Consider the following 24,446-nt stretch of genomic DNA (forward strand, 5'->3'; position numbering starts at 1 on the left):
TGAATCCTCGCTAGGGATGCCGGGCGCGGAGCACGCGGAAGGCGGCGAGGGCGGCGAGGGCGGCGAGGGCGAGGACGATGCCGGTCTCGATGAGCTGGGTGGGCCAGAGGTGGGACGAGGGGTGGAACTCGACGTACTCGGTGGTCACGCCGTTCCGGACGTAGCACTGGTTCGTCAGCTTGTCCCAGAGCCCCTCCTGGGTGTCCACGCCGGGGGCCTGCTGCACCTCGTTCCAGCAGATCGACGGGTCGAAGTCGGTGCCGGCCGGGGTGAGCATCCCGGAACCCATGTGGAGGTCGTCCGGGGTGATCCGGGGGCCGGAGTGGAGGGGGCCGGTCACCCGTTCCGTCGACAGCAGGGACCAGCGGTACGCGCTGAACGCGGCCAGCACCGCGCCCGTCACCAGACCCGCGAGGCTCATGGCGAGGAGGGTGCGGCGGACGAGCTGGCCGACGAGCGCGCCGACCGCGACGGCGGCGAGGACGTGGGCGAAGACGGTGATGCCGGAGGCGGCGTAGGTCCCGGGGTGGCCCCAGTGGTAGTCCCAGCCCTGCCGCACCCCGAGCCGGCCCAGCCAGTAGATCCCCATCACGGCGAGGGCGGCGAGGGCCGCGAAGGCGGTGGCGACGGTGAGCTTGGAGCGGAGCCACTCGGTGGGGCTCACCGACTGGGTGAGGGAGAGCTGGTACGTCCCCGACTCGTACTCGCGCGCCACCATCGGGCCCGCGACCACCGCGGCGACGACGCCGGGGAGGGCGATGGCGGCGAAACCGACGTACTCCAGGATCCAGCGGAGCTTGAGGTAGCCGTCGTTGTAGGGGGACGCGATCCAGACGCCGTCCTCCGCGGGGGCCACCGGGTCCTGCGCCGTCCAGATCCGCAGCCCCGCGACGACCGCCAGGGCGAGCAGGGCGAGGGCGAGGGCGAGCCACAGCGTCCGCCGGTACTGGCGGACCGTCACCCAGGCGGGGCCCTTGAGGGCGAGGGTGCTCACGCGGCGGCTCCTTCGGGGTGGCGGAGGTGGGCGAGGAGGAGTTCCTCCAGGGAGGGTTCCGAGGTCTCCCAGGGGCCTTCGACCGGGCCCTCCCGGCGGACCAGCGCGGTGAGCTGACGGCCCGTCGTGCGGGTGTCGACGACGGTGTGCGGGGCCAGGTCGCCGACGGGGCCGCGGAGCAGGGTGTGCGCGGCGAGGAGGTCGTCGACGGCGCCGTCGAGGCGGACGGCGCCGCGGGCGAGCAGCATCAGGTGGTCGCAGGAGCCCTCCAGCTCGGTGAGGATGTGGGAGGACATGACGACCGTGGTGCCGCGCTCGGCGGCGTCGGACATCAGCAGGCCCATCAGCTGGTGGCGGGCGAGCGGGTCGAGGTCGGCCATCGGCTCGTCCAGGAGCAGCAGTCCGGCGCGCTTGCCGAGGGCGAGCGCGAGGGCGACGCGGGTGCGCTGGCCGCCGGAGAGGTGGTGGACGAGGGTGTCGGAGGAGAAGCCGCCGCCCTCGATCACCCGGAGCGCGGCGGTCTCGTCCCAGCGGCCGGGGTTGAGCTCGCGGCCCATGCGGAGGGTGTCGGCGACGGTGAGCCGGGGGTGGAGCGGCTTGCTCTGGGCCACGTAGGCGAGGTCGTCGCGGGCGGGGCCGTCGAGGGTGCCCTCGGTGGGCCGCAGCAGGCCGGCGGCGAGGGCGAGGAGGGTGGACTTGCCGGCGCCGTTGGGGCCGACGAGGGCGCAGATCCGGCCGGCGGGGAGGGCGAAGGCGCACTCCCTGAGGGCCCATCCTCCCCTGCGTCCGCCGTATTTCATGCCCAGGTGGTCCGCCCGCAGGGCGATCCCCTCGGTGGTCGTGCTCATGCTTCGTCGTCCCCCTCGAAGTGCTGTGTCAGTACGGCGGTGAAGAGCGCCGCCACGTCCTCGCGGTCCATTCCCTCGGCGCGTGCGCGGCGGGCCCAGGCGTCGAGCTCGCCCCGGAGGGGGGAGTCGGCGGGGGCGGTGGTGCCGAGCGTGGCGCGGACGAAGGTGCCGAGGCCGCGGCGGGCCTCGACGAGTCCTTCGCGTTCGAGTTCGCGGTAGGCCTTGAGGACCGTGTTCGGGTTGATGGCCGTCGCCTCGACGACCTCGCGTGCGGTGGGCAGTCGGTCGCCGGGCTCCAGGAGGCCCATCCGGAGGGCCTGTTTCGTCTGCTGGACGATCTGGAGGTAGGTGGCGACGCCGCTGCGCCGGTCGATGCGGTACTCGACCACGTCCTTCCACCACCCTTTCACTAATCAAGTAGTGAAAGGGTGGTGGAAAGAAGGGGGCGGTGTCAACCGCCCCCTGGGAAACAGGCGTTACGACTCCGAGCGGTACATCAGGTCCACCTCGTGGGTCCGGAAGCCCAGCCCCTCGTAGACCCGCACCGCCGCCGTGTTGTCGGCGTCGACGTAGAGCATCGCCGTCGGCAGCCCTTCCGCCGCCAGGTGCCGCAGGCCGGTCGCGGTGAGCGCCTTGCCGAGGCCACCACCCTGCGCCTCCGGCAGGATGCCGACCACGTACACCTCGCCGAGCCGCTCCTCGGCGTGCGTCTTCGTCCAGTGGAAGCCGACCAGCCGGCCGCCGGCGTCCTCCGCGAGGAAGAAGCCCTTCGGGTCGAACCACGGCTCCGCGATCCGGTCGTCGAGGTCCCGCTGGGTCAGCGAGCCCTGCTCCGGGTGGTGGGCGAAGGCGGCCGCGTTGACCGCGAGCCAGGCCGCGTCGTCCCGGCCGGGGACGAAGGTGCGGAGGGTCACGCCCTCGGGGAGGACCGGCTCGGGGATGTCCAGGGGAGCCAGCGGGCGGCGCAGCTGGCGCAGTTCGCGGAAGAGGGTGAGCCCGAGGACCTGGGCGAGGTGGCGGGCGGACGGCTTGCCGCCGTGCGCCCAGGCCCGCAGCCGCTTGCCGGAGGCGCCGAGCAGGGCGGAGCCGAGCGCGCGCCCGTGGCCCCGGCCGCGCTGGTCGGGGTGGACGACCAGTTCGGCGGCGGGGGCCTCGACCGGGTCGGTCTCCTCCAGCTGGGCGTAGCCGTGGAGGCGGGGGCCGACGGTGAGCAGGAAGTGGCGCACCCCCTCGCGGCGCCCGTGGCGGAGGTAGAGGCGGCCCTGCTCGGACACGGCGTGCACGCCGTCGGCGCGGTCCGCGGCCGCGAGCAGGTCCATGACCTCCCGGACCTGCTCGGGGGTGAGCTCGTCGTACGTCTGGATCTGCCGTCCCGGTTCGAGGGCCGGTGCCGCGTCGGAAGTCATGGGACGAGCCTACGGCGAACACTCCGTCAGCCGGTGGCAACTGTCTTGTAACCGGCTACCCCCTGTTGCGCTACGCGCGTTGACTCTAGGCTGCGTCCGCAGGACGGGGGAACGATCAAAGCCGCGAATCGGGGCAAGGGGAAAAGGGGACCACGGGAGAGATGGCAGTGAACCGCAGGAAGAGCAAGGCCGGACGGCGCATTCTGGCCGTCGGCGCGGGGCTGGCGACGGTCGGGGCGCTCGTCGCCGCGATGCCGGCGGGCGCCGGGCAGTCGGACGACGGCGGCCACGGGACGAACGGCAAGGGCTGGGGCCGGATGGTCGACGTCCAGCTGCTGTCCTTCAACGACCTCCACGGCAACCTGGAGCCGCCGACGGGCTCGTCGGGCCGGCTCACGCGCCTCAAGGCGGACGGCTCGACCGAGCTGGTCCCCGACGTCGGCGGTGCCGAGTACCTCGCCACCCACCTGGAGCGGGCCCGCGAGGGCCACCGGTACTCGATCACGGCCGCCGCCGGCGACATGATCGGCGCCTCGCCGCTGCTCTCCGGGCTCTTCCACGACGAGCCGACCATCGAGGCGCTGAACGCGATGAAGCTCGACGTGAGCTCCGTCGGCAACCACGAGTTCGACGAGGGCGCCCGCGAGCTGAGCCGCATCCAGAACGGCGGCTGCCACCCGACCGAGGGCTGCTTCGAGGAGGGCAAGCGCTTCGAGGGCGCGGAGTTCCCGTACCTCACGGCCAACGTGACGGACGAGAAGAGCGGCAAGCCGCTGCTCGACCCGTACTTCGTCTGGGAGAAGGACGGCGTCCGGATCGGCTTCATCGGCGTCACGCTCGAGGGCACGGCGAACATCGTCTCCGCCGAGGGCATCAAGGGCCTGAAGTTCGGCGACGAGGTCGAGACGATCAACAAGTACGCCAAGGTGCTGGAGCGCAAGGGCGTGAAGTCGATCGTCGCCCTGCTCCACGAGGGCGGCCTGCCCGCCTCGGGCGCGTACAACTACGACTGCGACGCCCCGGGCGCCGGCGCCGGCATCTCTGGCCCGATCGTCGACATCGCCAAGAACGTCACCCCGCAGGTCGACGCCCTGGTCACCGGCCACACCCACCAGGCGTACGCGTGCACGATCCCGGACCCGTCCGGCAAGCCGCGCACGGTGACCTCGGCGGCCTCCTTCGGCCGGCTCTACACCGACACGACGCTCACCTACGACCGTCGGACGAAGGACATCGTCCGCACGGCCGTCGCCTCCGCTAACCACGTCGTCACCCGTGACGTGGGGGCGCACGGCAAGATCACCAAGCTGATCAACCGGTGGAAGGCCCTGGCCGCGCCGATCGCGAACCGTCCGGTCGGGCACATCGCCGAGAGCATCGAGAACCCCATCGACGTCTACGAGAAGCCGCTGGGCAACCTCATCGCCGACGCGCAGCTGGCGGGCCTGTCCCCGGCCGACAAGGGCGGCGCCCAGCTCGCGCTGATGAACCCGGGCGGCGTCCGCGCGCCGCTGACCCTGGGCGACGGCGTGGTGACCTACGGCGAGGCGTACACCGTCCAGCCGTTCACCAACATGATGACGGTGGTCGACCTGACCGGCGCCCAGCTGGTCACGGCGCTCCAGCAGCAGGTCAGCGGCGCCAACCTGGCGGCCCCGAAGATCCTCCAGGTGTCGAAGAACTTCACCTACACCCTGGACACGACGAAGGCGGGCGCCGACCGGATCGTGGTCGACTCGGTGCGGCTGAACGGTGAGCCCCTCGACCCGTCGAAGAGCTACCGGGTCGCGATGAACGAGTTCCTCACGGGCGGCGGCGACGGCTTCCCGGTCCTGGCCGCCGGCGCGAACAAGCTGGTCGGCGCCTCGGACCTGGACGTCTTCATCGCCTACCTGACGGCCAACTCGTCGCCCGCCGAGCCGCTCCGGGCCCCGGCGGTCGGCCGCATCACGGTCCTCCGCTAGTCCTCGGCTCCCGCCGAGCCCTCGGAGAAGGGGGCTGCCCTCCGCCGGTCCGGCGGAGGGCGGCCCCCTTTCCCGCTTCTCCGCGCGGCTTCCGCGCCCTGGCGCATGTTGACGCGGACCTGACATCATCCGGTCCCATGGAGCGACGACGCTTTCTCACCGGGGCCCTCGGGGCCGGAGCCGCACTGCTCGCCGGAGCGCCCCCGGCGCGGGCCGCGGCCGTGGACACGCGCGCGTGGATGGGCGCCCACGGGGACGGGACCGCGCTCGCGCGGCTCACCATCCCCGGCACCCACGACTCCGGGGCGCGCTTCGGCGGCCCGTGGGCGCAGTGCCAGACCACCACCGTCGCGCAGCAGCTCGACAGCGGGGTGCGCTTCCTCGACGTGCGCTGCCGGGTCACCGGAGGCTCCTTCGCCATCCACCACGGCGCCGCCTACCAGAACGCGATGTTCGGCGACGTCCTCGTCGCCTGCCGCGACTTCCTCGCCGCGCACCCCTCCGAGACCGTGCTCATGCGGGTCAAGCAGGAGTACTCCGAGGAGTCCGACGCCACCTTCCGGAGCGTCTTCGACGACTACCTCGACCGGCGCGGCTGGCGCTCCCTCTTCCGCATCGGCGACGGGCTCCCGGCACTCGGCGAGGCGCGCGGCCGGGTGGTCCTCCTCGCCGACAACGGCGGACTGCCCGGCCTGCGCTGGGCCGACTCCCGGTACTTCGCCGTCCAGGACGACTGGAACGCGCTCCCCGCCGCCAAGTACCCCAGGATCGAGGCCCACTTCCGCGCCGCCGCCGAGCGGCCCGGACCGCTGTACGTGAACTTCGTCAGCACCTCCGCCGGACTGCCGCCCCGCTGGAACTCCGACAACCTCAACCCGCGCGTCCACACCTTCCTGGACGGCTCCTGGGCGGCCGGCCGCACCGGACTCGGCATCGTGCCGCTCGACTTCCCCGCCACCCGGTCCGGCCTGGTGGAGGCCCTGCTGCGGCACAACTGAGCCGCGGACGACGCGGTGGCGCCGACCGCGCCCCCGTACGACCGTGCCCGCATGGAGAACAGCGGGCGGGACCGGGATGCGGCGGTGGACCACCGCCACCGTCCACACCGACATGTGGGCCGAGCCCGGCGAGGACCCGCGCGCGGACGGCGGCACGGCGGTGACCGACGAGCGCGGCGCGCTCCTCGACGCCCTGCGCCACTTCCGGCTCACCCTGGAGCTCACGTGCGAGGGGCTGGACGCCGAGCAGCTCGCCCGCCGCTCCGTGCCGCCCTCCGCCATGTCCCTGCTCGGCCTCGTCCGGCACATGGCCGAGGACGAGCGGCACTTCCGCCGCCTCGCCGGCGAGGCGGCGCCCCGGATCTACCGGACCCCGGACGACCGCGAGGGCGAGTGGACCGGCGCCGTCGCCGACCCCGCCGTCGTCGAGGAGGCCCTGCGCCGCTGGAAGGAGGAGGCCGGGGCGACCGACGCGTGCCTCGCCGCCGCCCCCGACCTCGGCGCCCGCACCCCCGACGGCACCCGGCTCCGCGAACTCCCCACCCTGCAGATCACCGAGTACGCCCGCCGCTGCGGCCACGCCGACCTGCTCCGCGAGCGCGTCGACGGGCGGGTGGGGCAGTAGGCGTCACGCCCCCTCCCCGCGCCCGTCCTCCAGCTCGGGCGGGGGCGTCGGCGCGCCCGGGAAGCGCAGCGTCGCCACCGTGCCGCCGCCCCGCGCGGGGGCGAGCGTCACCTCGCCACCGGTCTGCTTCACCGTCCGGGCCACGATCGACAGGCCCAGGCCGGAGCCGGGGAGGCTGCGGGCGGACGGGGAGCGCCAGAACCGGTCGAAGACGTGGGGGAGTTCGTCGGCGGCGATGCCCGGACCGTGGTCCCGCACCGTCAGCTCGCCGCGCATCAGCGTCACCTCGACCGTGCCGCGCGCCGGCGAGAACTTCACCGCGTTGTCCAGCACGTTGACCAGCGCGCGCTCCAGCCCGGCCGGCTCCGCCCGCACGTACCAGGGCGCGAGGTCGGTGGCGAAGGTGAGCTCGGGCCCGCGCAGCCGCGCCCGGTCGAGCGCGGACCGCAGCACGTTGTGGAGCGCCACCACCTCCAGCGGGCCCGGGCGCACCGCGTCCGGCCGGGCCAGCTCCTGGAGGTCGCCGATGAGCGACGCCAGCTCCGTCATCTGCGCCTTCACCGAGGCCATCAGCGCCCGCCGGTCCTCCGGCGGGATCGCCCGGCCGGTCCGCTCGCTGCGGGCGAGCAGCTCGATGTTGGTCCGCAGCGAGGTGAGCGGCGTCCGCAGCTCGTGCCCGGCGTCCGCGATCAGCCGCGCCTGCCGGTCCCGCGAGCTGGCGAGGGCCCCGGTCATCTGGTTGAAGGCCCGCGACAGGCGGGCGATCTCGTCCTCGCCCTCGGCCGGGATCCGGACCGTCAGGTCCTCCGTGGCGGCGACGTGCTCCACCGCCCCGGTCAGCCGGTCCACCGGCTCCAGCCCGGTCCTGGCCACCCACAGCCCGGCCGCGCCCGCGCCGACCACCCCGATGCCGGAGACGAGCAGCAGCACCCAGCCCAGCGTGGAGAGCGAGTTGTCGATCTCGTCGAGCGGCCGCGCGACGGAGACCGCGAGGCCGGCCGGACCCTGCTGCGGGTAGGTGTAGACGCGCATCTCGCGCCCGTCGGCGTCCTTCACCGTGTGCAGGACGCTCGCGACCGTGCCCCGGGCCACCGCCAGGTCGGCCTCGCCGACCGGGAGCGCCGCCCGGCCGTAGGTGCAGACCCCGCCGGCCGAGTCGATGATCTGGGCGGTGAAGGAGGCGGCGACCGGCGGCGGCGTCTCGCCCAGCCGGCACATCGTGCTCAGGCGCTGCACCTCCCGGGGGTCGATCCGGGTGTTGCGCAGCCCCGTGTCCATCTCGCTCTCCAGCTGCGCCCGCGTGACGAACCAGCAGGCGGCGGAGACGGCGGCGACCGCGACGGCCACCGCGAAGGCGGTGAGCAGGGCGAGGCGGGAGCGCAGCGGCCGGGAGCGGAACCAGGCCAGGGGGGTGCGGGGCCGGGTCATTCGGTCCCGCCTCCGCCGCGCAGCACGTACCCCACCCCGCGCACGGTGTGGACGAGGCGCGGCTCACCGCCCGCCTCCGTCTTGCGCCGCAGGTACATCACGTACACGTCCAGGGAGTTCGAGCTCGGCTCGAAGTCGAAGCCCCACACGGCCTTGAGGATCTGCTCGCGGGTGAGGACCTGCCGGGGGTGGGCCAGGAACATCTCCAGGAGCGTGTACTCGGTGCGGGTGAGCTCGACGGGCCGCCCGCCGCGGGTCACCTCGCGGGTCGCCAGGTCCATCCGCAGGTCCTCGAAGGAGAGCAGGTCCGCCGGGTCGGCGGGGGCGGCCGACGGGGCGGCGTAGGAGCTGCGGCGCAGCAGGGCGCGGATGCGGGCGAAGAGCTCGTCGAGCTCGAAGGGCTTCACCAGGTAGTCGTCGGCGCCCGCGTCGAGGCCGGTGACCCGGTCGCCGACGGTGTCGCGGGCGGTCAGCATGAGGAGGGGCACGGTCGATCCGGCGGCCCGGATCCGGCGGGCCGCCGTGAGCCCGTCCATGCGGGGCATCTGCACGTCGAGGACGACGAGGTCGGGGGCGTACGACTCCATGACGGCGAGCGCGTCGACCCCGTCGACGGCCTCCCGCGTCGCGTAGCCCTCGAAGGCGAGGGAGCGCCGCAGGGCCTCGCGCACGGCGGGCTCGTCGTCGACGATGAGGATGCGTTCGGAGTCGTTCGGCTGGCCGCTGCTCATGGGGCCAGCGTCCCATGCGTTCAGCTCTGCCCCCCCGAGCGGAGGGTGTCGAGGTCGGCCTTGAGGGTGTCCACCGGGATGGCGAATCCGAGGCCCACGCTTCCCGCGGTGGAACCGCTCGAAGAGCTGGGCGAATACATGGCCGAATTGATGCCGATGATCTCGCCGTTCATATTGATCAGCGCGCCGCCGGAATTCCCCGGGTTGAGCGAGGCGTCGGTCTGGAGCGCCTTGTAGGTGGTCTTCGACGAGCCGGTGTCGCCGTTGAACTGCTGTCCGCCGAACTCGAACGGCCAGCCCTGGCGCGGGTCCCACTGCTGCTGCCCGCCCTGGCCGCCGGCCTCGCTCCCCTCGTCGTCCTTGGCGACCGTGACGTCGCGGTCGAGGGCGGAGACGATGCCGCTGGTGACGGTGCCGGTCAGGCCCTCGGGGGAGCCGATGGCGACGACCTCGTCGCCGACCCGCACCTTCGACGAGTCGCCGAGGGCGGCGGCCTTCAGGCCGGAGGCGCCCTGGAGCTTGATGAGGGCGAGGTCCTTGTCGGGGTCCTTGCCGACGACCTCGGCCCGGTGGGTCTTGCCGTCGCTGGTCTGCACGGTGATCTCGGAGGCCCCGGAGATCACGTGGTTGTTGGTGACGATCTCGCCGTCGGCGGTGAGGATCACGCCGGAACCGGTGGACTTGCCGGAGGCGGAGCTCGCGGAGATCTCGACGATCGAGGGGGAGACCGCCGCGGCGACGCCGGCGACCGTGCCGGTGCTGCTCGCGGAGACGTTGGTGCCGCTCACGGCGGAGGAGGACGCGGCGGTGGCGGGGGAGTCCGCGGTCAGCTGCTGCACGAGGGTCGCGGTGCCGCCGCCGACGGCCGCGGCGGCGATGGCCACCGCCGCCATCAGGCCGACCCCGCGCCGGGCGCGGCGGTGGGGGACGGGGGAGGCGGTGGGCGCCGGGCCGGCCGTCGCGTACGAGGGGCCGGCCGGGGGAGGGGCGTACCCGCCGCCGGATCCGGACGGCCACACGGTGGTGCCCGGCTCGGTGCTGATCGGCCGCGTCGGCTCGTAGGGCGGGCGCGGCGGGTGGTACGGCTGCTGGGGCTGCTGGTGGTCCGTCATGGCTCCGACTCTCGGCGTGCGAGATGAGAACCGTCTGAGGAGCGGCTGAGAAGCCCGACAGAACCCTGTATGCCCGAAATAAAGACGGACGGGGGCGGCGCATGGGGACGGGGCGGGGGTGCCGCCCCGTCCGTGTCAGCGGCAGCCGCAGGAGCGGCGGATCACCAGGGCCGACGGGAACTGCTTGACGCGCTCGCGGCGCGATCCCGCGACGCGGATCGCGTCGTCGAGGACCAGGTCCACGGCGGCCCGGGCCATCGCCGGGCGGTCGGAGAAGACGGTGGTCAGCGGCGGGTCGGTGAGCGCCGCCTCCTTGACGTCGTCGAAGCCCGCCACGGCCAGCTCCGTCGGCACGTCGATGCGCAGCTCGCGGGCGGCCCGCAGCACGCCGAAGGCCTGGTCGTCGGTGGAGCAGAAGATCGCCGGCGGCCGGTCGGGGCCCGCGAGCAGCTTCAGGGCCACCTGGTAGGCGTCGTAGCGGTTGTACGGCGCCTCGAAGAGCCGGCCCTCGGTGGAGCGGCCGGCCTCCTGCATGGCGCGCCGCCAGCCCTCGACGTGGTCGGCGACCGGGTCGCCGACGGCGGGGGTGTTCGGGACGCCGCCGAGGCAGGCCACGTAGGGGTGGCCGTGCTCCAGGAGGTGCCGGGTGGCGAGCTGGGCGCCGCCGATGTCGTCGGTCACGACGGCCACGTCGTCGATCGCCTCGGGCCGCTCGTGCAGCAGCACCACGCGCGCGTCCCAGGCCTCGATCTCGCTCGCGGCCTGCTCGCTCATGCCCTGGCTGACCAGGATCAGTCCGGAGACCCGCATGCCGAGGAAGGCCCGCAGGTAGTGGATCTCGCGCTCGGTGCGGTAGTCCGAGTTGCCGACCAGGACCATCTTCCCGCGCTCGGCGGCGGCCTGTTCGACCGCGTGCGCCATCTCCGCGAAGAAGGGCTGGCGCGCGTCCGGGACGATCATGCCTATGAGGTCCGTGCGGCGGGACGCCATCGCCTGGGCCACCCGGTCGGGCCGGTAGCCCAGCTCCTTGATGGCTGCGAGGACACGCTCGCGCGTGGCCGGGGCGACCGGCCGGGGTCCGTTGTTGATGACGTAACTCACGACCGCGGTCGAAGTACCCGCCAGTCGCGCTACGTCATCCCGCGTCACCTTGGCCACGCGCGGAAGTCTACGCGGGGTGACCTACCTACCGGCAGGTCGCACTGTGGCATACGCCACGTTACCGTCCCCCTAACGGGCGGTGTCGGCCGTGGCGCCCTTGACTCCGGCACCGGAGCGGGCCTCTTCCCGGGTGTCCTGCCCCGGTTCCTCCCCCTTCGTCCCGGCCGGCTCCTTCGCCTCCTTGGCCCGCGCCTCCTCGGCGGCCCGCTCGACCTTCTCGGGCGTCACGAAGCGGTATCCCACATTGCGGACGGTGCCGATCAGCGACTCGTGCTCGGGACCGAGCTTCGCGCGCAGCCGCCGCACGTGGACGTCGACCGTCCGGGTGCCGCCGAAGTAGTCGTACCCCCACACCTCCTGGAGCAGCTGCGCGCGGGTGAAGACCCGGCCCGGGTGCTGCGCCAGGTACTTCAGCAGCTCGAACTCCTTGAAGGTCAGGTCCAGGACCCGGCCCTTCAGCTTGGCGCTGTACGTGGCCTCGTCCACCGACAGGTCGCCGTTGCGGATCTCCATCGGGGAGTCGTCCGCGACGATCTGCTGACGGCCCAGGGCGAGCCGCAGCCGGGCCTCGACCTCGGCCGGGCCGGCCGTGTCGAGCAGCACGTCGTCGATGCCCCAGTCCGCGGTGACGGCCGCCAGGCCGCCCTCCGTGACCACGAGGACCAGCGGACAGCCAGGGCCGGTGGAGCGCAGCAGCTGGCACAGCGAGCGGACCTGCGGCAGGTCCCGCCGGCCGTCGACGAGGATCACGTCGGCGCCCGGGGTGTCCACCAGCGCCGGGCCCTCCGCCGGGGCCACCCGCACGTTGTGCAGCAGCAGACCGAGGGCGGGCAGCACCTCGGTCGACGGCTGGAGGGCGTTGGTCAGAAGCAGCAGAGAACTCATCGCGACACTCCACCTGTCCGGATCGTCGGCCTCGTCGGTCGGTCGTGCTTCGTACGCTCGTCCATACGTCGGTTCCTCCTCGGTCCCTGCGAGGACGTCTGCGGTACTGCGGTCTCACGTGCGGCTCTCGCGCCCTGAGAGCTTTTGTTCATCCGTCCGTAACAACGGCCGGAAAACGCAAAAGGACCCGGCGGCGACGTCGCCCGGATCCTCTGCAAGGAGAATAGCCCACATGAGTTCCGAGGCAGAGGGCCGATTTCACATGATGGATGTTTCCTCGCTCACTTCCGGACCTCGCCGCGCAATGCTGCGGACGGATGACGGCGTCCGTATCGAGGCGGTGTACGAACCCTCTCCGGACAGCGTCGCCGACACCGCGGTCGTCGTCGCGCACGGCTTCACCGGCTCCCTCGACCGGCCCGCCGTCCGGCGCGCCGCCGAGACCCTCGGCCGGCACGCGGCGGCCGTCGTCACCTTCTCCTTCCGCGGCCACGGCGGCTCCGGCGGCCTCTCCACCGTCGGCGACCGGGAGGTCCTGGACCTCGCCGCCGCCGTCCGCTGGGCCCGTGAGCAGGGCCACGCGCGCGTGGCGACCGTCGGCTTCTCCATGGGCGGCTCGGTCGTCCTGCGGCAGGCCGCCCTCGACCGCGGCACCGGCACGGGGCCCGACGCGGTCGCCGCGGTCTCCGCCCCCGCCCGCTGGTACTACCGGGGCACGGCCCCCATGCGCCGCCTCCACTGGGTCGTCACCCGCCCCACAGGCCGCCTCGTCGGCCGCTACGGGTTCCGCACCCGCATCGACCGGCGCGCCTGGGACCCCGTCCCGCTCTCCCCGGTGGAGGCCGCCGCCAGGATCGCGCCCGTCCCGCTGCTCGTCGTGCACGGCGACCGGGACGCCTACTTCCCCCTCGACCACCCCCGGACGCTCGCCGCCGCCGGCGGCGCGGAGCTGTGGCTGGAGCCCGGCATGGGACACGCCGAGAACGCGGCCGGCGAGGAGCTGCTCGACCGGCTCGGCGCCTGGCTCGTCCGCCGATAGCCCATCATGGGGAGCGGCGCGCACACGAACGAAGGGAGCGCCGCTATGGCAGCGGGAACCATCCGCTACTGGGCCGCGGCCAAGGCCGCCGCCGGGGTCGCCGAGGAGCCGTACACCGCCGAGACCCTCGCCGAGGCCCTGGAAGCGGCCCGCGCGAACCACCCGGGCGAGCTCGTCCGGGTGCTCCGGCGGTGCTCGTTCCTCGTCGACGGCGACCCGGTCGGGACCCGGAGCCATGAGACGGTACGGCTTGCCGAGGGCGGCACGGTCGAGGTGCTCCCCCCGTTCGCAGGAGGGTGAACCCCACAGCATGAGCAACGAGCAGCAGTACGGCGGCAGGCCGCACGACCCGAACGCGTACGACCCCTCGGTCACCCAGACCTGGGAGGGCCAGACGTGGGACACCACGTACCAGCCCGCGGTCCGGCCGCAGGAGCAGGCGTACGGGTACGGCGACGGCCACCAGGCCCCGCAGACGCACCCGGCCCCGGCGGCCCCGCCGTCCTACGTCGCCCAGGCCCCGCAGGACGGCGGGTACGGCACCGGGGCGTACCCGCAGGAGCCGGCGTACGGGCGGCAGGCCCACGGGCAGGCGTACCCGCAGGCGGGGCAGCCGCAGCCGGCGCCCCCGCAGGCCTACGGCCAGGAGCCGTACGCCCCGCAGGCGTACGCCCAGGAGCCGTACGCCCCGCAGGCCCACGCCCAGGAGCCGTACGCCCAGCCGTACGGGCGGCCGCAGGCCGCGCACCCCGCGCACCCCGCGCAGCCCGCGCCGGCCGTCGAGCCGCAGCCGTCCGCCGTGGCCGCCCCGGAGCCGGAGGCCGCCGCGGCCCCGCCGGCCGACGGCGGACCCGCGTACTCCTCGCCGACCACCTCCGGCAACACCCGGATCACCGACGCCCAGCGCGCGCGTGCCGAGGGCCGGTCGCCGATCATCGAGCCCGGCATGCGGCCCGCCGCGCTCACCGCCGTCCTCGGCCTGCTGCTCGCCGGCGGCGCCGCGCTCGGCCCGTACGGACTCCTCCTGCCGCTGGTCGCGCTCCAGTCGCTGACCGCCGCCGGCTGGTTCCGGCTCAACGGCATGTGGCCCGCCCGCCAGGGCATCGCCCTCGCCTTCCTCGGCGGGCTCGTCGCCGACGGAGCCCTCCTGGCCACCGGCCGCGAGCACGCCGCCGCCGCGATCCTCGGCACCCTCGGCGTCTGGGTCCTGCTCTGCCTGGTCCTCCAGCTGCGCAGCCACGCCGACCCCGACGAGCGGATGTACGGCCTCATGGCCACGGTCGCCTCGTCCGCGCTCGCCGTCCTCGCCGCCGGGCACCTCGGCGCCGAGCCGGACGCGGTGGTGGCCGGCTCCGCCGCGGTGGCCGCGACCGTCCTCGCCCGCGCGCTCCCGCTGCCCGGCCCCGTCTCGCTGGTCGTCTCGCTGCTCGCCGCCGCCGGCGCGGGCGTCGCCGCCGGCACCTTCGGCGGCATGGGCTCCTCCGGGGCGCTCCTCGGCCTCGCCGCCGGCGTCTGCGCGCTCGTCGGCCTCCGGGTGGCCAGCTACGACTACCCGTCCCGCTTCGTCCACATGACCGCGGGCGTGGCCCTGCCGCTGACGGCGGCCGCGCCCGCCGTGTACCTTCTCGGCCGCGCCCTGGTCTGAGCGGGCGGCCGGACACCGGCCCGACCGCGCCGCCCGGGGGCACCGGGAACCACCCGGCCCCCCGGCACGTCGATCTTCGTGCCGGGGGGCCGGCACACATCTTCGGCAAACGGGGGAAGTCAGCCATGCGAGCACTGCGGATCCTGCCAGTCGTGGCCGTCGTGCTGGGCGGGCTCCTGCTGGGCGCCGACCGGCTGGCCGCCACCTGGGCCGAGTCGGAGGTCGCGGGACGCGCCTCGCTCGCCGGCGGCCGGACCGAGTCCGTCGAGGTCGACATCAAGGGCTTCCCCTTCCTCACGCAGGCCGTCGACGAGCGCTTCGACGAGGTCGAGGTGGTCGCGAAGGGCGTCCACACCCAGGCCGGCGGCAAGCCCGTCCGGATCGGCGAGCTCACCGTCGACCTGCGGAACGTCACCGTCACCGGCGACTGGGACGGCTTCCGGGCCGGCTCCGCGACCGGCACGGCGCTCATCTCCTACGCCGACCTCGTCGCCGCCTCCGAGCGCGCCACCGCCATGGAGTACGGCGGCCCCGGCAAGGTGAAGGTGACGGGCAGCGTCGAGGTCCTGGGCCGCAAGGTGACCCGTACCGTCGTCTCCTCGGTCACGCTCGGCGCGGGCGGCACGGTCAAGGTCCGGGCCGACGAGGTGCCCGGCGAGGGCATCCCGTTCCTGGAGGACATGATCCGCGAGCGCACCGACTTCGAGCGTCCGCTCGGCCAGGTCGCCGGGATGCGGGTCACCGGTGTGGAGCCCCGCCCCGAGGGGCTGGCGGTCACCGTGACCGGCAAGGACGTCGCCATCGCGGGCTGAGACGGGCCCACTTTCACATGCTGAGACGGTCGCGTCCGATCCGCAGAAGCAAGCGGGCGGACGGCAGTCCGCCGGCGCCCGGGACCTGCTCCGATCCGCATCCGGTCCCACACTTCGGACGATCGCGTCTCAAAATACGACACGCCGGTGACACGGCCGCCTGTCCGTCCCTACGATCGACGGCATGAAGCGACAGGCGGAACTCACGAAGCGGCGGGCAGTAGACCTGTGCCGCATCGCCGCCATGCTCTGTCGCTCCGTCTGAGCGGGACGCGCTCCGCGCCCGTATTCCCCCGGCCCGCCGACCCCGCGGTCGCGGCCGAAACGCGCAGCACCACGCCGTCGGGCGGACGCTCACGACGCGTACCCGCACATGCCCCACCCCCGCACCACACCGCCGCACACTGCCCCGGAGGAGAAAAGCATGGCTCGCAGCGACGTACTGGTCGACGCCGACTGGGTCGAGGCCAACCTCGACAACCCGGCCGTCGCGATCGTCGAGGTCGACGAGGACACCGCCGCCTACGACAAGAACCACATCCGGAACGCGATCCGGATCGACTGGACCAAGGACCTCCAGGACCCGGTCCGCCGCGACTTCATCGACCAGGAGGGCTTCGAGAAGCTCCTCTCGGCCAAGGGCATCGGCAACGACACCACGGTCGTCCTCTACGGCGGCAACAACAACTGGTTCGCCTCCTACGCCTACTGGTACTTCAAGCTCTACGGCCACCAGGACGTCAAGCTCCTCGACGGCGGCCGCAAGAAGTGGGAGCTCGACTCCCGCGACCTGGTCGACGGCTCCGAGGTCCCGGCCCGCCCGGCCACCGCGTACAAGGCCCAGGCCCAGGACCTCTCCATCCGCGCCTTCCGCGACGACGTCGTGGCCGCGATCGGCACCCAGAACCTGGTCGACGTCCGCTCGCCCGACGAGTTCTCCGGCAAGCTGCTCGCCCCGGCCCACCTCCCGCAGGAGCAGTCGCAGCGCCCGGGCCACGTCCCGTCCGCCCGCAACATCCCGTGGTCGAAGAACGCCAACGACGACGGCACCTTCAAGTCGGACGACGACCTCAAGGCCCTCTACGAGGCCGAGCAGGTCGACCTGGCGAAGGACACCGTCGCCTACTGCCGCATCGGTGAGCGCTCCGCGCTCACCTGGTTCGTCCTGCACGAGCTCCTCGAGGTCCCGAACGTCAAGAACTACGACGGCTCGTGGACCGAGTACGGCTCCCTCGTCGGCGTTCCGATCGAGCTCGGCGCCAACGGCTGAGCAGGGCCGGCACGGCCTTCCCCTCCCCAGGACCCCTCTAGGACAGGACAGAGAACATGTGTGGAGCTCCGATCGGCGGCCCCGACGTCAGCACCCTCAAGCCCGGTGAGACCGCCATCCAGGGCCAGGTGACCAAGGACGGCGAGCCCGTCACCGGTTACGTGCGCCTCCTGGACGCCTCCGGCGAGTTCACGGCCGAGGTCCCCACCTCCGCCACCGGCCAGTTCCGCTTCTACGCGGCCACCGGCGAGTGGACCCTCCGGGCCCTCGTCCCCGGCGCCCAGGCCGACCGCAAGGTCGTCGTCAGCGAGACGGGCAGCCTGACGGACGTCGCGATCGCGGTCTGAGCGACCCGACCGCGCGCGCGGTCCACGAACGGCCGGAGGGCCGTGCCTCCTGGGGGGTTGGACGCCATCACCAGGACTCGGGGCACGGCCCTCCGGTCTGTCCGCGCGGGGCGCGCGGACGTACGCTGGAGGGGTGTACGCACGGCGTCGGCACGTCTACTTCTGGATGATGGGTGCCTGCCTGGTGCTTTTCGTGGGCGCCTGGGCCGTCGTGCGGCTGTTCTCGATGCCGGTCGCCGTCGGCATGTGCGTCGTGGCCATGGTGATTCCGCCCGTGGCCGCGATGGTCGCCAACCGGCGGGGGCCCGAGGACCGGTGGTGGGACGACCCCTCGGGGGACCCGCAGTCGGACGAGTGGTGGGACGAGCTCGACGGCAGGAAGCGCCGGGACCGGTAGGACCGGATCAGTAGACGAGGGCCTGGGCGTCGTCGGCCATGGCCTCCTGGACGAAGACCTGCGCGCCCGCGATGCGGACGCCCTCCAGGACGTCCTTCTCGGTGATCTCGCGGCGGGCCGCGCACTGGGTGCACAGGGTGATCCGGCCGGCGGCCAGGATCGAGTCGACGAGGTCCGGCAGCGGCGCGGCGTGCGGGAGCTCGAACTCGGCTGCCCTGCCCGGGAGGGCGAACCACGAGGACTCGCCGGTCAGCCACAGCGACACCTCGACGCCGCTCGCGACGGCGACGGCGGCCACGGTGAAGGCCTGGGAGCAGCGTTCCGGGGCGTCGGCCCCGGCGGTCACCTTGATCACGAGCTTCTTCGCCATATGCCGAACTGTAATGCGGCGGCGTGCAACCTCATGCACACCTCACGGGTCAGGTGGGTGCGCGGATGACGGAATCCGCCGTTCACTTCTCGTGGAGGGAATGATTTGGAAGCCTCGGACGCGGTGGAATCCGCCCGGAACGCTCCGGCGCCCGCGCCGGAACCAGGCCCGGAGCCGTCGGGCCGGACGGCTCCGCGCCGCCGGGCCGTCCGCACGCTCGGCCTGATCGCCGTCGCCGCCGTCCTCGGCCTCGTCGGCGGCACGGCCGTCGGCTACGGCGTGCAGGCCCAGCGCGAGCCCACCCCGCTCCCGCCCCTGAACCAGCCGGGCCTCGCGTACCCGGTGAAGCCGCTGCCGAAGGGGCAGGAGCCCGCCCCGCTCGCGGCCTCGCAGGACCGCCAGGCGAAGTTCCAGGGTGACCTGCGGAAGCTGCTGGTGCCGCGCCCCGCGGGCACGAAGAAGGGGCGCTGGGACGGCTGGGTGTCGCTCTCCGCGTGGGTGCAGGGCTACACCCGCCCCGGCACGGCGCTCCAGTTCCAGCTGGAGAACGGCGTCCGGCGCGTCGCGGCCCGCTCCTGGGAGAAGGGGAACCGGTCGGTCGGCGTGGAGCTGGTCCAGTACCGGCCCGGCTCGGAGATCGGTGCCCGGGAATTCGTCGAGGACCAGCAGAGGTACGCGTCCGGCGACGGGGAGGCCGGCTACGCGGGCGAGCCGCTGAAGGGTTCGTCCGACGGCCTCTTCTACGTCTACCCGGTGCAGCGGAAGGCGGGCTACCTGGACCTCTACGAGGCGCGGGCCTACGCCCAGCGCGGCGACCTCGCCGTCGCCGTCGTCATCTTCGACACGCGCAAGATCGCCGAGAAGGACATCCGTTCTCTGGCCGAGCAGCAGCTGGGGCGCCTGTGAACGACACGGAGAAGACCGACACGGAGAGGACCCACGCGGAGAAGGCCGGCACGACCGGCACGGATGCCGTGCCGGATCCGGCGGGGACCGACGGCCCGGCTCCGGAGACCGGCGGGGACGGGCCCACCGGCCGGCGGCGGATCCTGCGCAAGGCGCTGGCCGCTCTGGCCCTCCTCGGCGTGATCGGCGGCGGGACCGCCTACACCGCGGTCACCGTCGACCGCGCGGACCGCACGGCCCCGACCGTCGCCTGGGAGGAGCCCGCGCCGCGCGCCGGGGCGAAGGACCCGGCCGAGGGAATCGACCGGGGCCGCGCCTCCACGCCGCTGAGCAGGCTCCTGCTGCCCACCCCCTTCGGCTACGGCCTCGGGTCGGACGTCGTCGGGTACGGCAACGACGCCGAGGTCGGCGCCGAGCAGGCCGTGGACCGGCTGAAGGACGCGGGGCGCGGGACGTACGGCAAGAAGCGCCGGGCCTGGGAGAAGGAGGTCGACAAGCTCGGCCTCCAGGGCCTCGCCCTGCGCACGTACGCGGCCTACGACGGAGGCATCCAGATCGAGGTCTCCGTCATGCGGATGAAGGACAGGAAGCTGATCCGCGGCTTCTTCGACCAGCAGAAGGAGTTCGCCGAGTGGGGCGGGCTGCTCAAGGGGCCCGTGGTCGAGGGGTACGAGCGCACCGCCACCTGCTCCCGCCTGCCGGAGGTCGAGGAGGGCGAGGAGGAGTGGGTGGAGGAGCAGCTCCGGGTGCTCACCTGCACCGCCTACGACGGCGAGGTGCTGGTCTCCGTCCACGCGTACGCGTCCGGACCCGGCTACGACGACGACGTGGCCGAGCTCCTCGCCCAGCAGCTCAAGCACATCGCATCTCCGGGGGAGTACGTATGACCGACCAGCTCACGGACGGACGCGCGGCACCGGAGGGCGGGGCCGCCGAGGCCCCGGAGCCGGCCGCGCCGGCCCCGGCCGCCGGACGGCCCGAGGCCGGCGCGGCCTCCGCGCCCGCCACCGATACCGCGCCCGCGACGGTCTCCGGCACCGGGCCGGAGCCTGCGGCCGTCCCCGTCACCGAGGCGGCCCCCGCCGGTACGGGTGCAGAGGCCGTCGTCGTGCCCGCCGCGGCCCCGCGGGGGCGTCGCGTGCTGCGGGCGGTCGCGCGCTGGACGGCGGCCGCCGTGGTGTGCGGCGGGGTCGGCGCCGGCACGGCGCTCGGCATCACCTCGCTCGACCGGCACCAGGTGCCCGGGCTCGCCACCGAGAGCGACGGCCGCTGGGCGTACCCGGCGCTCTCGCTGCCCGCCCTGCCCGCCGACCGCCCGCGCCCCTTCACCGGTGCCAACGACGCCGAGATCCACTGGGCCGACACCCGCCGCCTGCTGCTCCCCGAGCCGGCCGGGGCGACCTCCGACGCGCGGCTGACCGGCGGCTTCGTCCCGACGGAGCGGTACCTCGCCCTGTACGGGAAGGACTTCCGCGGCGAGATGCGGCAGGCGCTGGCCGACTCCGCGCTGCGGCACGTCGCGGCCCGGGGCTGGACGATGCCGGACGGCACCCGGACCTCCGTCCACGTGCTGCGCTTCACCTCCGTGGCGCACGCCCAGCAGTTCGAGGACGAGGTGATCCGCGGCGGCTACTCCACCGACGGCGTGAAGACCTTGCCGGACGGGGTCGAGCTGGTCCTCCCGGAGGCCTTCCCGGACGACATCGAGGTCCCGGACGTCCGGATCTCCGCCTACCGGGAGCAGCAGCCGTACGGCCCCGAGCAGACCCGGTTCGCCTACGTGCAGGCCGGCGACAGCATCGCGCTCGTCACCCTGGCCCGGAAGGACGGGGTGGCGACGGTGCCGTTCCAGCAGACCGTGACCCTCCAGGCGCAGTTGCTCGGCTGACGGCGCCGCCGGGAGACCCACCTCACCGAGTGGGCCGGGCCCCCGCCCACTAAGCTGGGGTCCGGCCCGTTCCGCCTCCACCGCTCAGCCGAGGAGCACCCTGTGATCATTTTCTTCGAGACCCTGCTGGTCCTGGTCGCCGTCGGCGTGCTCGCCTTCGCCGGGCTGACCGTGAAGAAGCTGTACCAGGGCCAGCGCTGACCCCTCCGGTCACCCTCCTGCACCGATCCCTCTTCACAGATCGTCTGAGCCGCTCATGATCCAGATCCCGTCCGACCTCGACCCGGCCCTCGTCCCGCTCGCGTTCCTCCTCGGAACCTGGGAGGGCGCCGGCGTCTCCGACTTCCCCGGCGCCGAGAAGTGCAACTTCGGCCAGTCCGTGACGTTCAGCCACGACGGCCGGGACTTCCTGGAGTACCACTCGCACTCCTGGGTCCTGGACCAGGAGGGCAACAAGGTCCGTCCGCTGGAGAGCGAGAGCGGCTACTGGCGGATCGACAAGGACCGCAAGGTCGAGGTCGTCATGGTCCGCGACGACGGCGTCGTCGAGGTCTGGTACGGCGAGCTCGCCGACCAGAAGCCGCAGATCGACCTGGCGACCGATGCCGTGGCCCGTACCGCCGCCTCCGGCCCGTACTCCGGCGGCAAGCGGCTCTACGGCTACGTGAAGAGCGACCTGATGTGGGTCGGCGAGAAGGCGACCCCCGAGGTCCCGCTCCGCCCCTACATGTCGGCGCACCTGAAGAAGGTCGTCAGCCCGGAGGAGGTCGCCGAGATGGCGCGCAACCTCCCGGACATGCCCGACGACGGCATCGCCTTCTTCAAGTAGGACCTCCGGTGTCGCGCCGCGCCCTCCTACACTGGGGGGCGTGGTGAGCACCGACTGGAAGAGCGACCTGCGGCAGCGCGGCTACCGGCTGACGCCCCAGCGCCAGCTTGTCCTGGAGGCGGTGGACGCGCTGGAACACGCCACGCCCGACGACATCCTGGTCGAGGTGCGGAAGACCGCCTCCGGGGTGAACATCTCCACCGTGTACCGGACCCTGGAGCTCCTGGAGGAGCTCGGGCTGGTCAGCCACGCGCACCTGGGCCACGGCGCCCCGACCTATCACCTCGCGGACCGGCACCACCACCTCCACCTGGTGTGCCGGGACTGCTCGGAGGTGATCGAGGCGGACGTGGAGGTGGCCGCCGACTTCACCGGGAAGCTCCGCGAGACCTTCGGTTTCGAGACGGACATGAAGCACTTCGCGATCTTCGGCCGCTGTGCCGACTGCTCCCGCAAGGCCGCCGCCGCGGGGTCGTGACGGCGGAGTCGTAGGCTTTTCCCATGCAGCGACCTTCACCGCACAGCCCTCTGTTGTCCCTGCCCGGCGCCGTTCCCGCCGAAGGGCGGGACGAAGGCGTCGCCGCACACTACGGCGACCTGTTCCGCGAGCAGCGCTCCCTCGCCGACGGCGCCGGTTTCGTCGACCTCTCCCACCGGGGCGTCGTCACCGTCACCGGCGACGACCGGCTGAGCTGGCTGCACCTGCTGCTCACCCAGCACGTCAGCGACCTTCCGGCCGGTCAGGCCACCGAGGCGCTGATCCTCTCCGCGAACGGGCACATCGAGCACGCCCTCTCCCTCGTCGACGACGGCGAGACGGTCTGGGCGCACGTCGAGCCGGGGACGCGGGACGAGCTGATCGCCTACCTGGAGTCGATGAAGTTCTTCTACCGGGTGGAGGTCGCCGACCGGACGGAGGAGTTCGCCGTCGTGCACCTGCCGGCCGGGTCCACCGCCGGGGCGCCCGGGGGCGCGGTCGTCCGGGAGACCGCGTACGGGCGCGACCTGTTCCTGCCGCGCGCGGAGCTGGAGTCCTTCGCCGCCGCGCACGGGCCGGCCGCCGGCGTCCTCGCCTACGAGGCGCTGCGGGTCGAGGGGCACCGGCCGCGGCTCGGCTTCGAGACCGACCACCGGACGATCCCGCACGAGGTCGGGCTCATCGGCACCGCGGTGCACCTGCAGAAGGGCTGCTACCGGGGCCAGGAGACGGTGGCCCGGGTGCAGAACCTGGGCAAGCCGCCGCGGCGGCTGGTCTTCCTGCACCTGGACGGCAGCGAGGTGACGCTGCCGGGCCACGGCACACCGCTGCGGCTGGCCTCGGAGGGGCCGGAGGGCCGGCAGCTCGGGTTCGTGACGTCGGCGGTCCGCCACCACGAGCTGGGGCCGATCGCCCTGGCGCTGGTGAAGCGGAACGTTCCGGTGGACGCGCCGCTGATCGCCGGGACGACGGCCGCCGCGCAGGAGACCGTCGTCGAGCCGTAGGCCGGACGCCGTGGGCCGGGACTCCGCCCGGACGCCGTGGGTCGGGACGCAGGCCGGGCGCCGTGGGCACGGGTCCGGGCCCGCCCGGCGTCCGGCGCCGGTCAGACGTCGACGAGGACGGTGAACGGGCCGTGGTTGGTGAGGCTGACGCGCATGTCGGCCCCGAAGCGGCCCGTCTCCACGCGGGCGCCGAGTTTCCGCAGCTGGGCGACGACCTCGTCGACGAGGGGTTCGGCGACGGGGCCGGGGGCGGCGGCGTTCCAGGTGGGGCGGCGGCCCTTGCGGGCGTCGCCGTAGAGCGTGAACTGGGAGATCACCAGGAGCGGGGCGTCCACGTCGGAGCAGGACCTCTCGTCCTCCAGGACCCGGACGGACCAGAGCTTTCTGGCCAATTGGGCGGCCTTCTCCGGAGTGTCGTCGTGGGTGACGCCCACCAGGACGCACAGCCCCTCGCCGGTGATCTCGCCGACCGTCTCCCCTGCGACGACGACCTTCGCGCCGTCCACTCTCTGCACCACAGCTCGCATGCGTCCCAACTTACCGATCGGGGATTTCTGGGGGCCGAACGGGTGCAGAGCGCCTGCACGCGCGCGTGCGGGGGTGGCACCATGCCAGGAGGCGGTGCGGCTGCGCACCGGTCGAGGGGACGATTCTCATGAGTGCATCCAGCACCGGGCCGACGCCGTCCGGCCCCGTACCGCTGATCCGCGCCGCCGGCGCGGTGCCCGGCGGGCCGGTCGCGCGGCCGCCCGCGCAGCGGACCGCGGAGCCGGGGCCGTCCGGCCGCCCGGGACCCGAGCTGGGCGGGCTGCGCCTGTCCGAGCTGCGGGCGCTGCGCCGGGACGCGCAGAGCGACGAGGCCGATCTCAGTTACGTACGGCGGATGCTCCAGGGCCGGATCGACATCCTGCGGGCCGAGCTGGCGCGCCGGACCGACCCGGAGGCGCCGGTGCTCGACCGGCTCTCGGAGATCCTGGCGGACGTGCCGTCGCGGCACCGTTCCTCGGCCCGGCACGTGACGCTCTCCACGCCGCGCGGCGAGGAGTACCGGCGGCTGGCGGCCGAGATGCTGTCGGAGGTCGAGCTGTCGGACCTGACGGCCCGGACGGACGAGGAGCTGCACACCGCGATGGGGCGGCTCGCCGGGTACGAGCAGCAGGTCTCGCGGCGCCGGCAGTCGCTCCAGCGGACCGCGGACGACTGCGGGGCGGAGATCGCCCGCCGCTACCGGGAGGGCGAGGCGCAGGTCGACGACCTGCTGGCCTGACCGGTGCCGGGGCCGCGGAAAACCCCGTGGCGGCACGGTCCG

General features: G+C 73.6%; 28 protein-coding genes. 17 read left to right on the forward strand and 11 right to left on the reverse strand.

Features of this window, described 5'->3' with window-relative positions:
* Window positions 1–10: 10 nt before the first annotated feature.
* From IE287_RS34000 to mshD, 4 genes are all read right to left on the reverse strand, one after another.
* The gene (locus tag IE287_RS34000; RefSeq protein WP_189853128.1) at window positions 11–994 is read right to left on the reverse strand and encodes an ABC-2 membrane transporter-related protein; all 984 of its coding nucleotides are present in this window, start codon (window positions 992–994) and stop codon (window positions 11–13) included.
* On the reverse strand, window positions 991–1,842 hold the full coding sequence (locus tag IE287_RS34005) for an ATP-binding cassette domain-containing protein (protein WP_189853129.1): 852 nt from the start codon (window positions 1,840–1,842) through the stop codon (window positions 991–993). The genes IE287_RS34000 and IE287_RS34005 overlap by 4 nt, the downstream gene beginning before the upstream one ends.
* The gene (locus IE287_RS34010; RefSeq protein ID WP_189853174.1) at window positions 1,839–2,231 is read right to left on the reverse strand and encodes a GntR family transcriptional regulator; all 393 of its coding nucleotides are present in this window, start codon (window positions 2,229–2,231) and stop codon (window positions 1,839–1,841) included. Before IE287_RS34010 ends, IE287_RS34005 begins: the two co-directional genes overlap by 4 nt.
* A gap of 87 nt (window positions 2,232–2,318) precedes the next feature.
* Complete coding sequence (gene mshD, locus IE287_RS34015) at window positions 2,319–3,248, reverse strand: mycothiol synthase (protein ID WP_189853130.1); 930 nt, start codon at window positions 3,246–3,248, stop codon at window positions 2,319–2,321.
* Between the two features lie 161 nt (window positions 3,249–3,409).
* Here mshD and IE287_RS34020 point away from each other — a divergent pair, with 161 nt between their 5' ends.
* The 3 genes from IE287_RS34020 to IE287_RS34030 all read left to right on the forward strand — a co-directional run bounded on the left by IE287_RS34020 (window position 3,410) and on the right by IE287_RS34030 (window position 6,835).
* Window positions 3,410–5,212: a bifunctional metallophosphatase/5'-nucleotidase gene (locus IE287_RS34020; protein WP_189853131.1), complete on the forward strand. Its 1,803-nt coding sequence runs from the start codon at window positions 3,410–3,412 to the stop codon at window positions 5,210–5,212.
* Between the two features lie 137 nt (window positions 5,213–5,349).
* Window positions 5,350–6,210, forward strand: coding sequence for a phosphatidylinositol-specific phospholipase C (locus IE287_RS34025; protein WP_189853132.1), 861 nt, complete (start codon window positions 5,350–5,352; stop codon window positions 6,208–6,210).
* Between the two features lie 76 nt (window positions 6,211–6,286).
* On the forward strand, window positions 6,287–6,835 hold the full coding sequence (locus tag IE287_RS34030; RefSeq protein ID WP_189853133.1) for a mycothiol transferase: 549 nt from the start codon (window positions 6,287–6,289) through the stop codon (window positions 6,833–6,835).
* A 3-nt stretch (window positions 6,836–6,838) separates the two neighbouring features.
* Here the strand turns inward: IE287_RS34030 and IE287_RS34035 are convergent, their stop codons facing one another.
* From IE287_RS34035 to IE287_RS34055, 5 genes are all read right to left on the reverse strand, one after another.
* Window positions 6,839–8,263: a sensor histidine kinase gene (locus IE287_RS34035; RefSeq protein WP_189853134.1), complete on the reverse strand. Its 1,425-nt coding sequence runs from the start codon at window positions 8,261–8,263 to the stop codon at window positions 6,839–6,841.
* Window positions 8,260–8,994, reverse strand: a complete 735-nt coding sequence (locus tag IE287_RS34040) for a response regulator transcription factor (RefSeq protein ID WP_189853135.1) — start codon at window positions 8,992–8,994, stop codon at window positions 8,260–8,262. Before IE287_RS34040 ends, IE287_RS34035 begins: the two co-directional genes overlap by 4 nt.
* Window positions 8,995–9,014: 20 nt before the next feature.
* Window positions 9,015–10,106 carry a S1C family serine protease gene (locus IE287_RS34045; protein WP_189853136.1) on the reverse strand — a complete coding sequence of 364 codons (1,092 nt, stop codon included), beginning with the start codon at window positions 10,104–10,106 and terminating at the stop codon, window positions 9,015–9,017.
* Window positions 10,107–10,241: 135 nt separating this feature from the next.
* Window positions 10,242–11,264 carry a LacI family DNA-binding transcriptional regulator gene (locus tag IE287_RS34050; protein WP_189853137.1) on the reverse strand — a complete coding sequence of 341 codons (1,023 nt, stop codon included), beginning with the start codon at window positions 11,262–11,264 and terminating at the stop codon, window positions 10,242–10,244.
* Between the two features lie 72 nt (window positions 11,265–11,336).
* Entirely contained in the window at window positions 11,337–12,152 is an 816-nt protein-coding gene (locus tag IE287_RS34055) for a response regulator transcription factor (protein ID WP_189853138.1), read from the reverse strand.
* 232 nt (window positions 12,153–12,384) lie between these two features.
* On the opposite strand from IE287_RS34055, the gene IE287_RS34060 reads away from it, so the two are divergent.
* The 7 genes from IE287_RS34060 (at window position 12,385) to IE287_RS34090 (ending at window position 17,662) form a co-directional block, all read left to right on the forward strand.
* A complete protein-coding gene (locus IE287_RS34060; RefSeq protein WP_189853139.1) occupies window positions 12,385–13,191 on the forward strand; it encodes an alpha/beta hydrolase in 807 nt (268 codons plus the stop codon).
* 45 nt (window positions 13,192–13,236) lie between these two features.
* A complete protein-coding gene (locus tag IE287_RS34065) occupies window positions 13,237–13,491 on the forward strand; it encodes a MoaD/ThiS family protein (RefSeq protein WP_189853140.1) in 255 nt (84 codons plus the stop codon).
* Window positions 13,492–13,501: 10 nt separating this feature from the next.
* A complete protein-coding gene (locus IE287_RS34070) occupies window positions 13,502–14,836 on the forward strand; it encodes a hypothetical protein (RefSeq protein WP_189853141.1) in 1,335 nt (444 codons plus the stop codon).
* Window positions 14,837–14,961: 125 nt separating this feature from the next.
* Window positions 14,962–15,648, forward strand: a complete 687-nt coding sequence (locus IE287_RS34075; RefSeq protein WP_189853142.1) for an LmeA family phospholipid-binding protein — start codon at window positions 14,962–14,964, stop codon at window positions 15,646–15,648.
* A gap of 424 nt (window positions 15,649–16,072) precedes the next feature.
* The gene (locus IE287_RS34080) at window positions 16,073–16,918 is read left to right on the forward strand and encodes a sulfurtransferase (protein WP_189853143.1); all 846 of its coding nucleotides are present in this window, start codon (window positions 16,073–16,075) and stop codon (window positions 16,916–16,918) included.
* Window positions 16,919–16,974: 56 nt separating this feature from the next.
* Window positions 16,975–17,265 (forward strand): DUF1416 domain-containing protein, encoded by a 291-nt coding sequence (locus IE287_RS34085; RefSeq protein ID WP_189853144.1) that lies wholly within the window; start codon window positions 16,975–16,977, stop codon window positions 17,263–17,265.
* A 133-nt stretch (window positions 17,266–17,398) separates the two neighbouring features.
* Window positions 17,399–17,662 carry a DUF3099 domain-containing protein gene (locus tag IE287_RS34090; protein WP_189853145.1) on the forward strand — a complete coding sequence of 88 codons (264 nt, stop codon included), beginning with the start codon at window positions 17,399–17,401 and terminating at the stop codon, window positions 17,660–17,662.
* Between the two features lie 7 nt (window positions 17,663–17,669).
* On the opposite strand, the gene IE287_RS34095 is transcribed toward IE287_RS34090, so the two are convergent.
* Window positions 17,670–18,032 carry a DsrE family protein gene (locus IE287_RS34095; protein ID WP_189853146.1) on the reverse strand — a complete coding sequence of 121 codons (363 nt, stop codon included), beginning with the start codon at window positions 18,030–18,032 and terminating at the stop codon, window positions 17,670–17,672.
* Window positions 18,033–18,155: 123 nt separating this feature from the next.
* Here IE287_RS34095 and IE287_RS34100 point away from each other — a divergent pair, with 123 nt between their 5' ends.
* The 6 genes from IE287_RS34100 (at window position 18,156) to ygfZ (ending at window position 23,137) form a co-directional block, all read left to right on the forward strand.
* Window positions 18,156–18,938, forward strand: a complete 783-nt coding sequence (locus IE287_RS34100) for a hypothetical protein (RefSeq protein WP_229883914.1) — start codon at window positions 18,156–18,158, stop codon at window positions 18,936–18,938.
* Complete coding sequence (locus tag IE287_RS34105) at window positions 18,935–19,825, forward strand: hypothetical protein (RefSeq protein WP_229883915.1); 891 nt, start codon at window positions 18,935–18,937, stop codon at window positions 19,823–19,825. The genes IE287_RS34100 and IE287_RS34105 overlap by 4 nt, the downstream gene beginning before the upstream one ends.
* Window positions 19,822–20,826 (forward strand): hypothetical protein, encoded by a 1,005-nt coding sequence (locus tag IE287_RS34110; RefSeq protein ID WP_189853147.1) that lies wholly within the window; start codon window positions 19,822–19,824, stop codon window positions 20,824–20,826. The genes IE287_RS34105 and IE287_RS34110 overlap by 4 nt, the downstream gene beginning before the upstream one ends.
* A 256-nt stretch (window positions 20,827–21,082) precedes the next feature.
* Window positions 21,083–21,655, forward strand: coding sequence for a heme-binding beta-barrel domain-containing protein (locus IE287_RS34115; RefSeq protein WP_189853148.1), 573 nt, complete (start codon window positions 21,083–21,085; stop codon window positions 21,653–21,655).
* 40 nt (window positions 21,656–21,695) lie between these two features.
* On the forward strand, window positions 21,696–22,133 hold the full coding sequence (locus IE287_RS34120) for a Fur family transcriptional regulator (protein ID WP_189853149.1): 438 nt from the start codon (window positions 21,696–21,698) through the stop codon (window positions 22,131–22,133).
* Between the two features lie 23 nt (window positions 22,134–22,156).
* Window positions 22,157–23,137, forward strand: a complete 981-nt coding sequence (gene ygfZ / locus IE287_RS34125; protein WP_189853150.1) for a CAF17-like 4Fe-4S cluster assembly/insertion protein YgfZ — start codon at window positions 22,157–22,159, stop codon at window positions 23,135–23,137.
* Between the two features lie 101 nt (window positions 23,138–23,238).
* Here ygfZ and dtd read toward each other — a convergent pair whose 3' ends face one another.
* The gene (gene dtd / locus IE287_RS34130) at window positions 23,239–23,664 is read right to left on the reverse strand and encodes a D-aminoacyl-tRNA deacylase (protein ID WP_189853151.1); all 426 of its coding nucleotides are present in this window, start codon (window positions 23,662–23,664) and stop codon (window positions 23,239–23,241) included.
* Window positions 23,665–23,792: 128 nt separating this feature from the next.
* Between dtd and IE287_RS34135 the strand changes: the two genes are divergently transcribed.
* Window positions 23,793–24,404 carry an RsiG family protein gene (locus IE287_RS34135; RefSeq protein WP_189853152.1) on the forward strand — a complete coding sequence of 204 codons (612 nt, stop codon included), beginning with the start codon at window positions 23,793–23,795 and terminating at the stop codon, window positions 24,402–24,404.
* Window positions 24,405–24,446 lie beyond the last annotated feature (42 nt).

The organism is Streptomyces omiyaensis, assembly GCF_014650895.1.
In the GTDB taxonomy this organism is placed as follows: domain Bacteria; phylum Actinomycetota; class Actinomycetes; order Streptomycetales; family Streptomycetaceae; genus Streptomyces; species Streptomyces omiyaensis.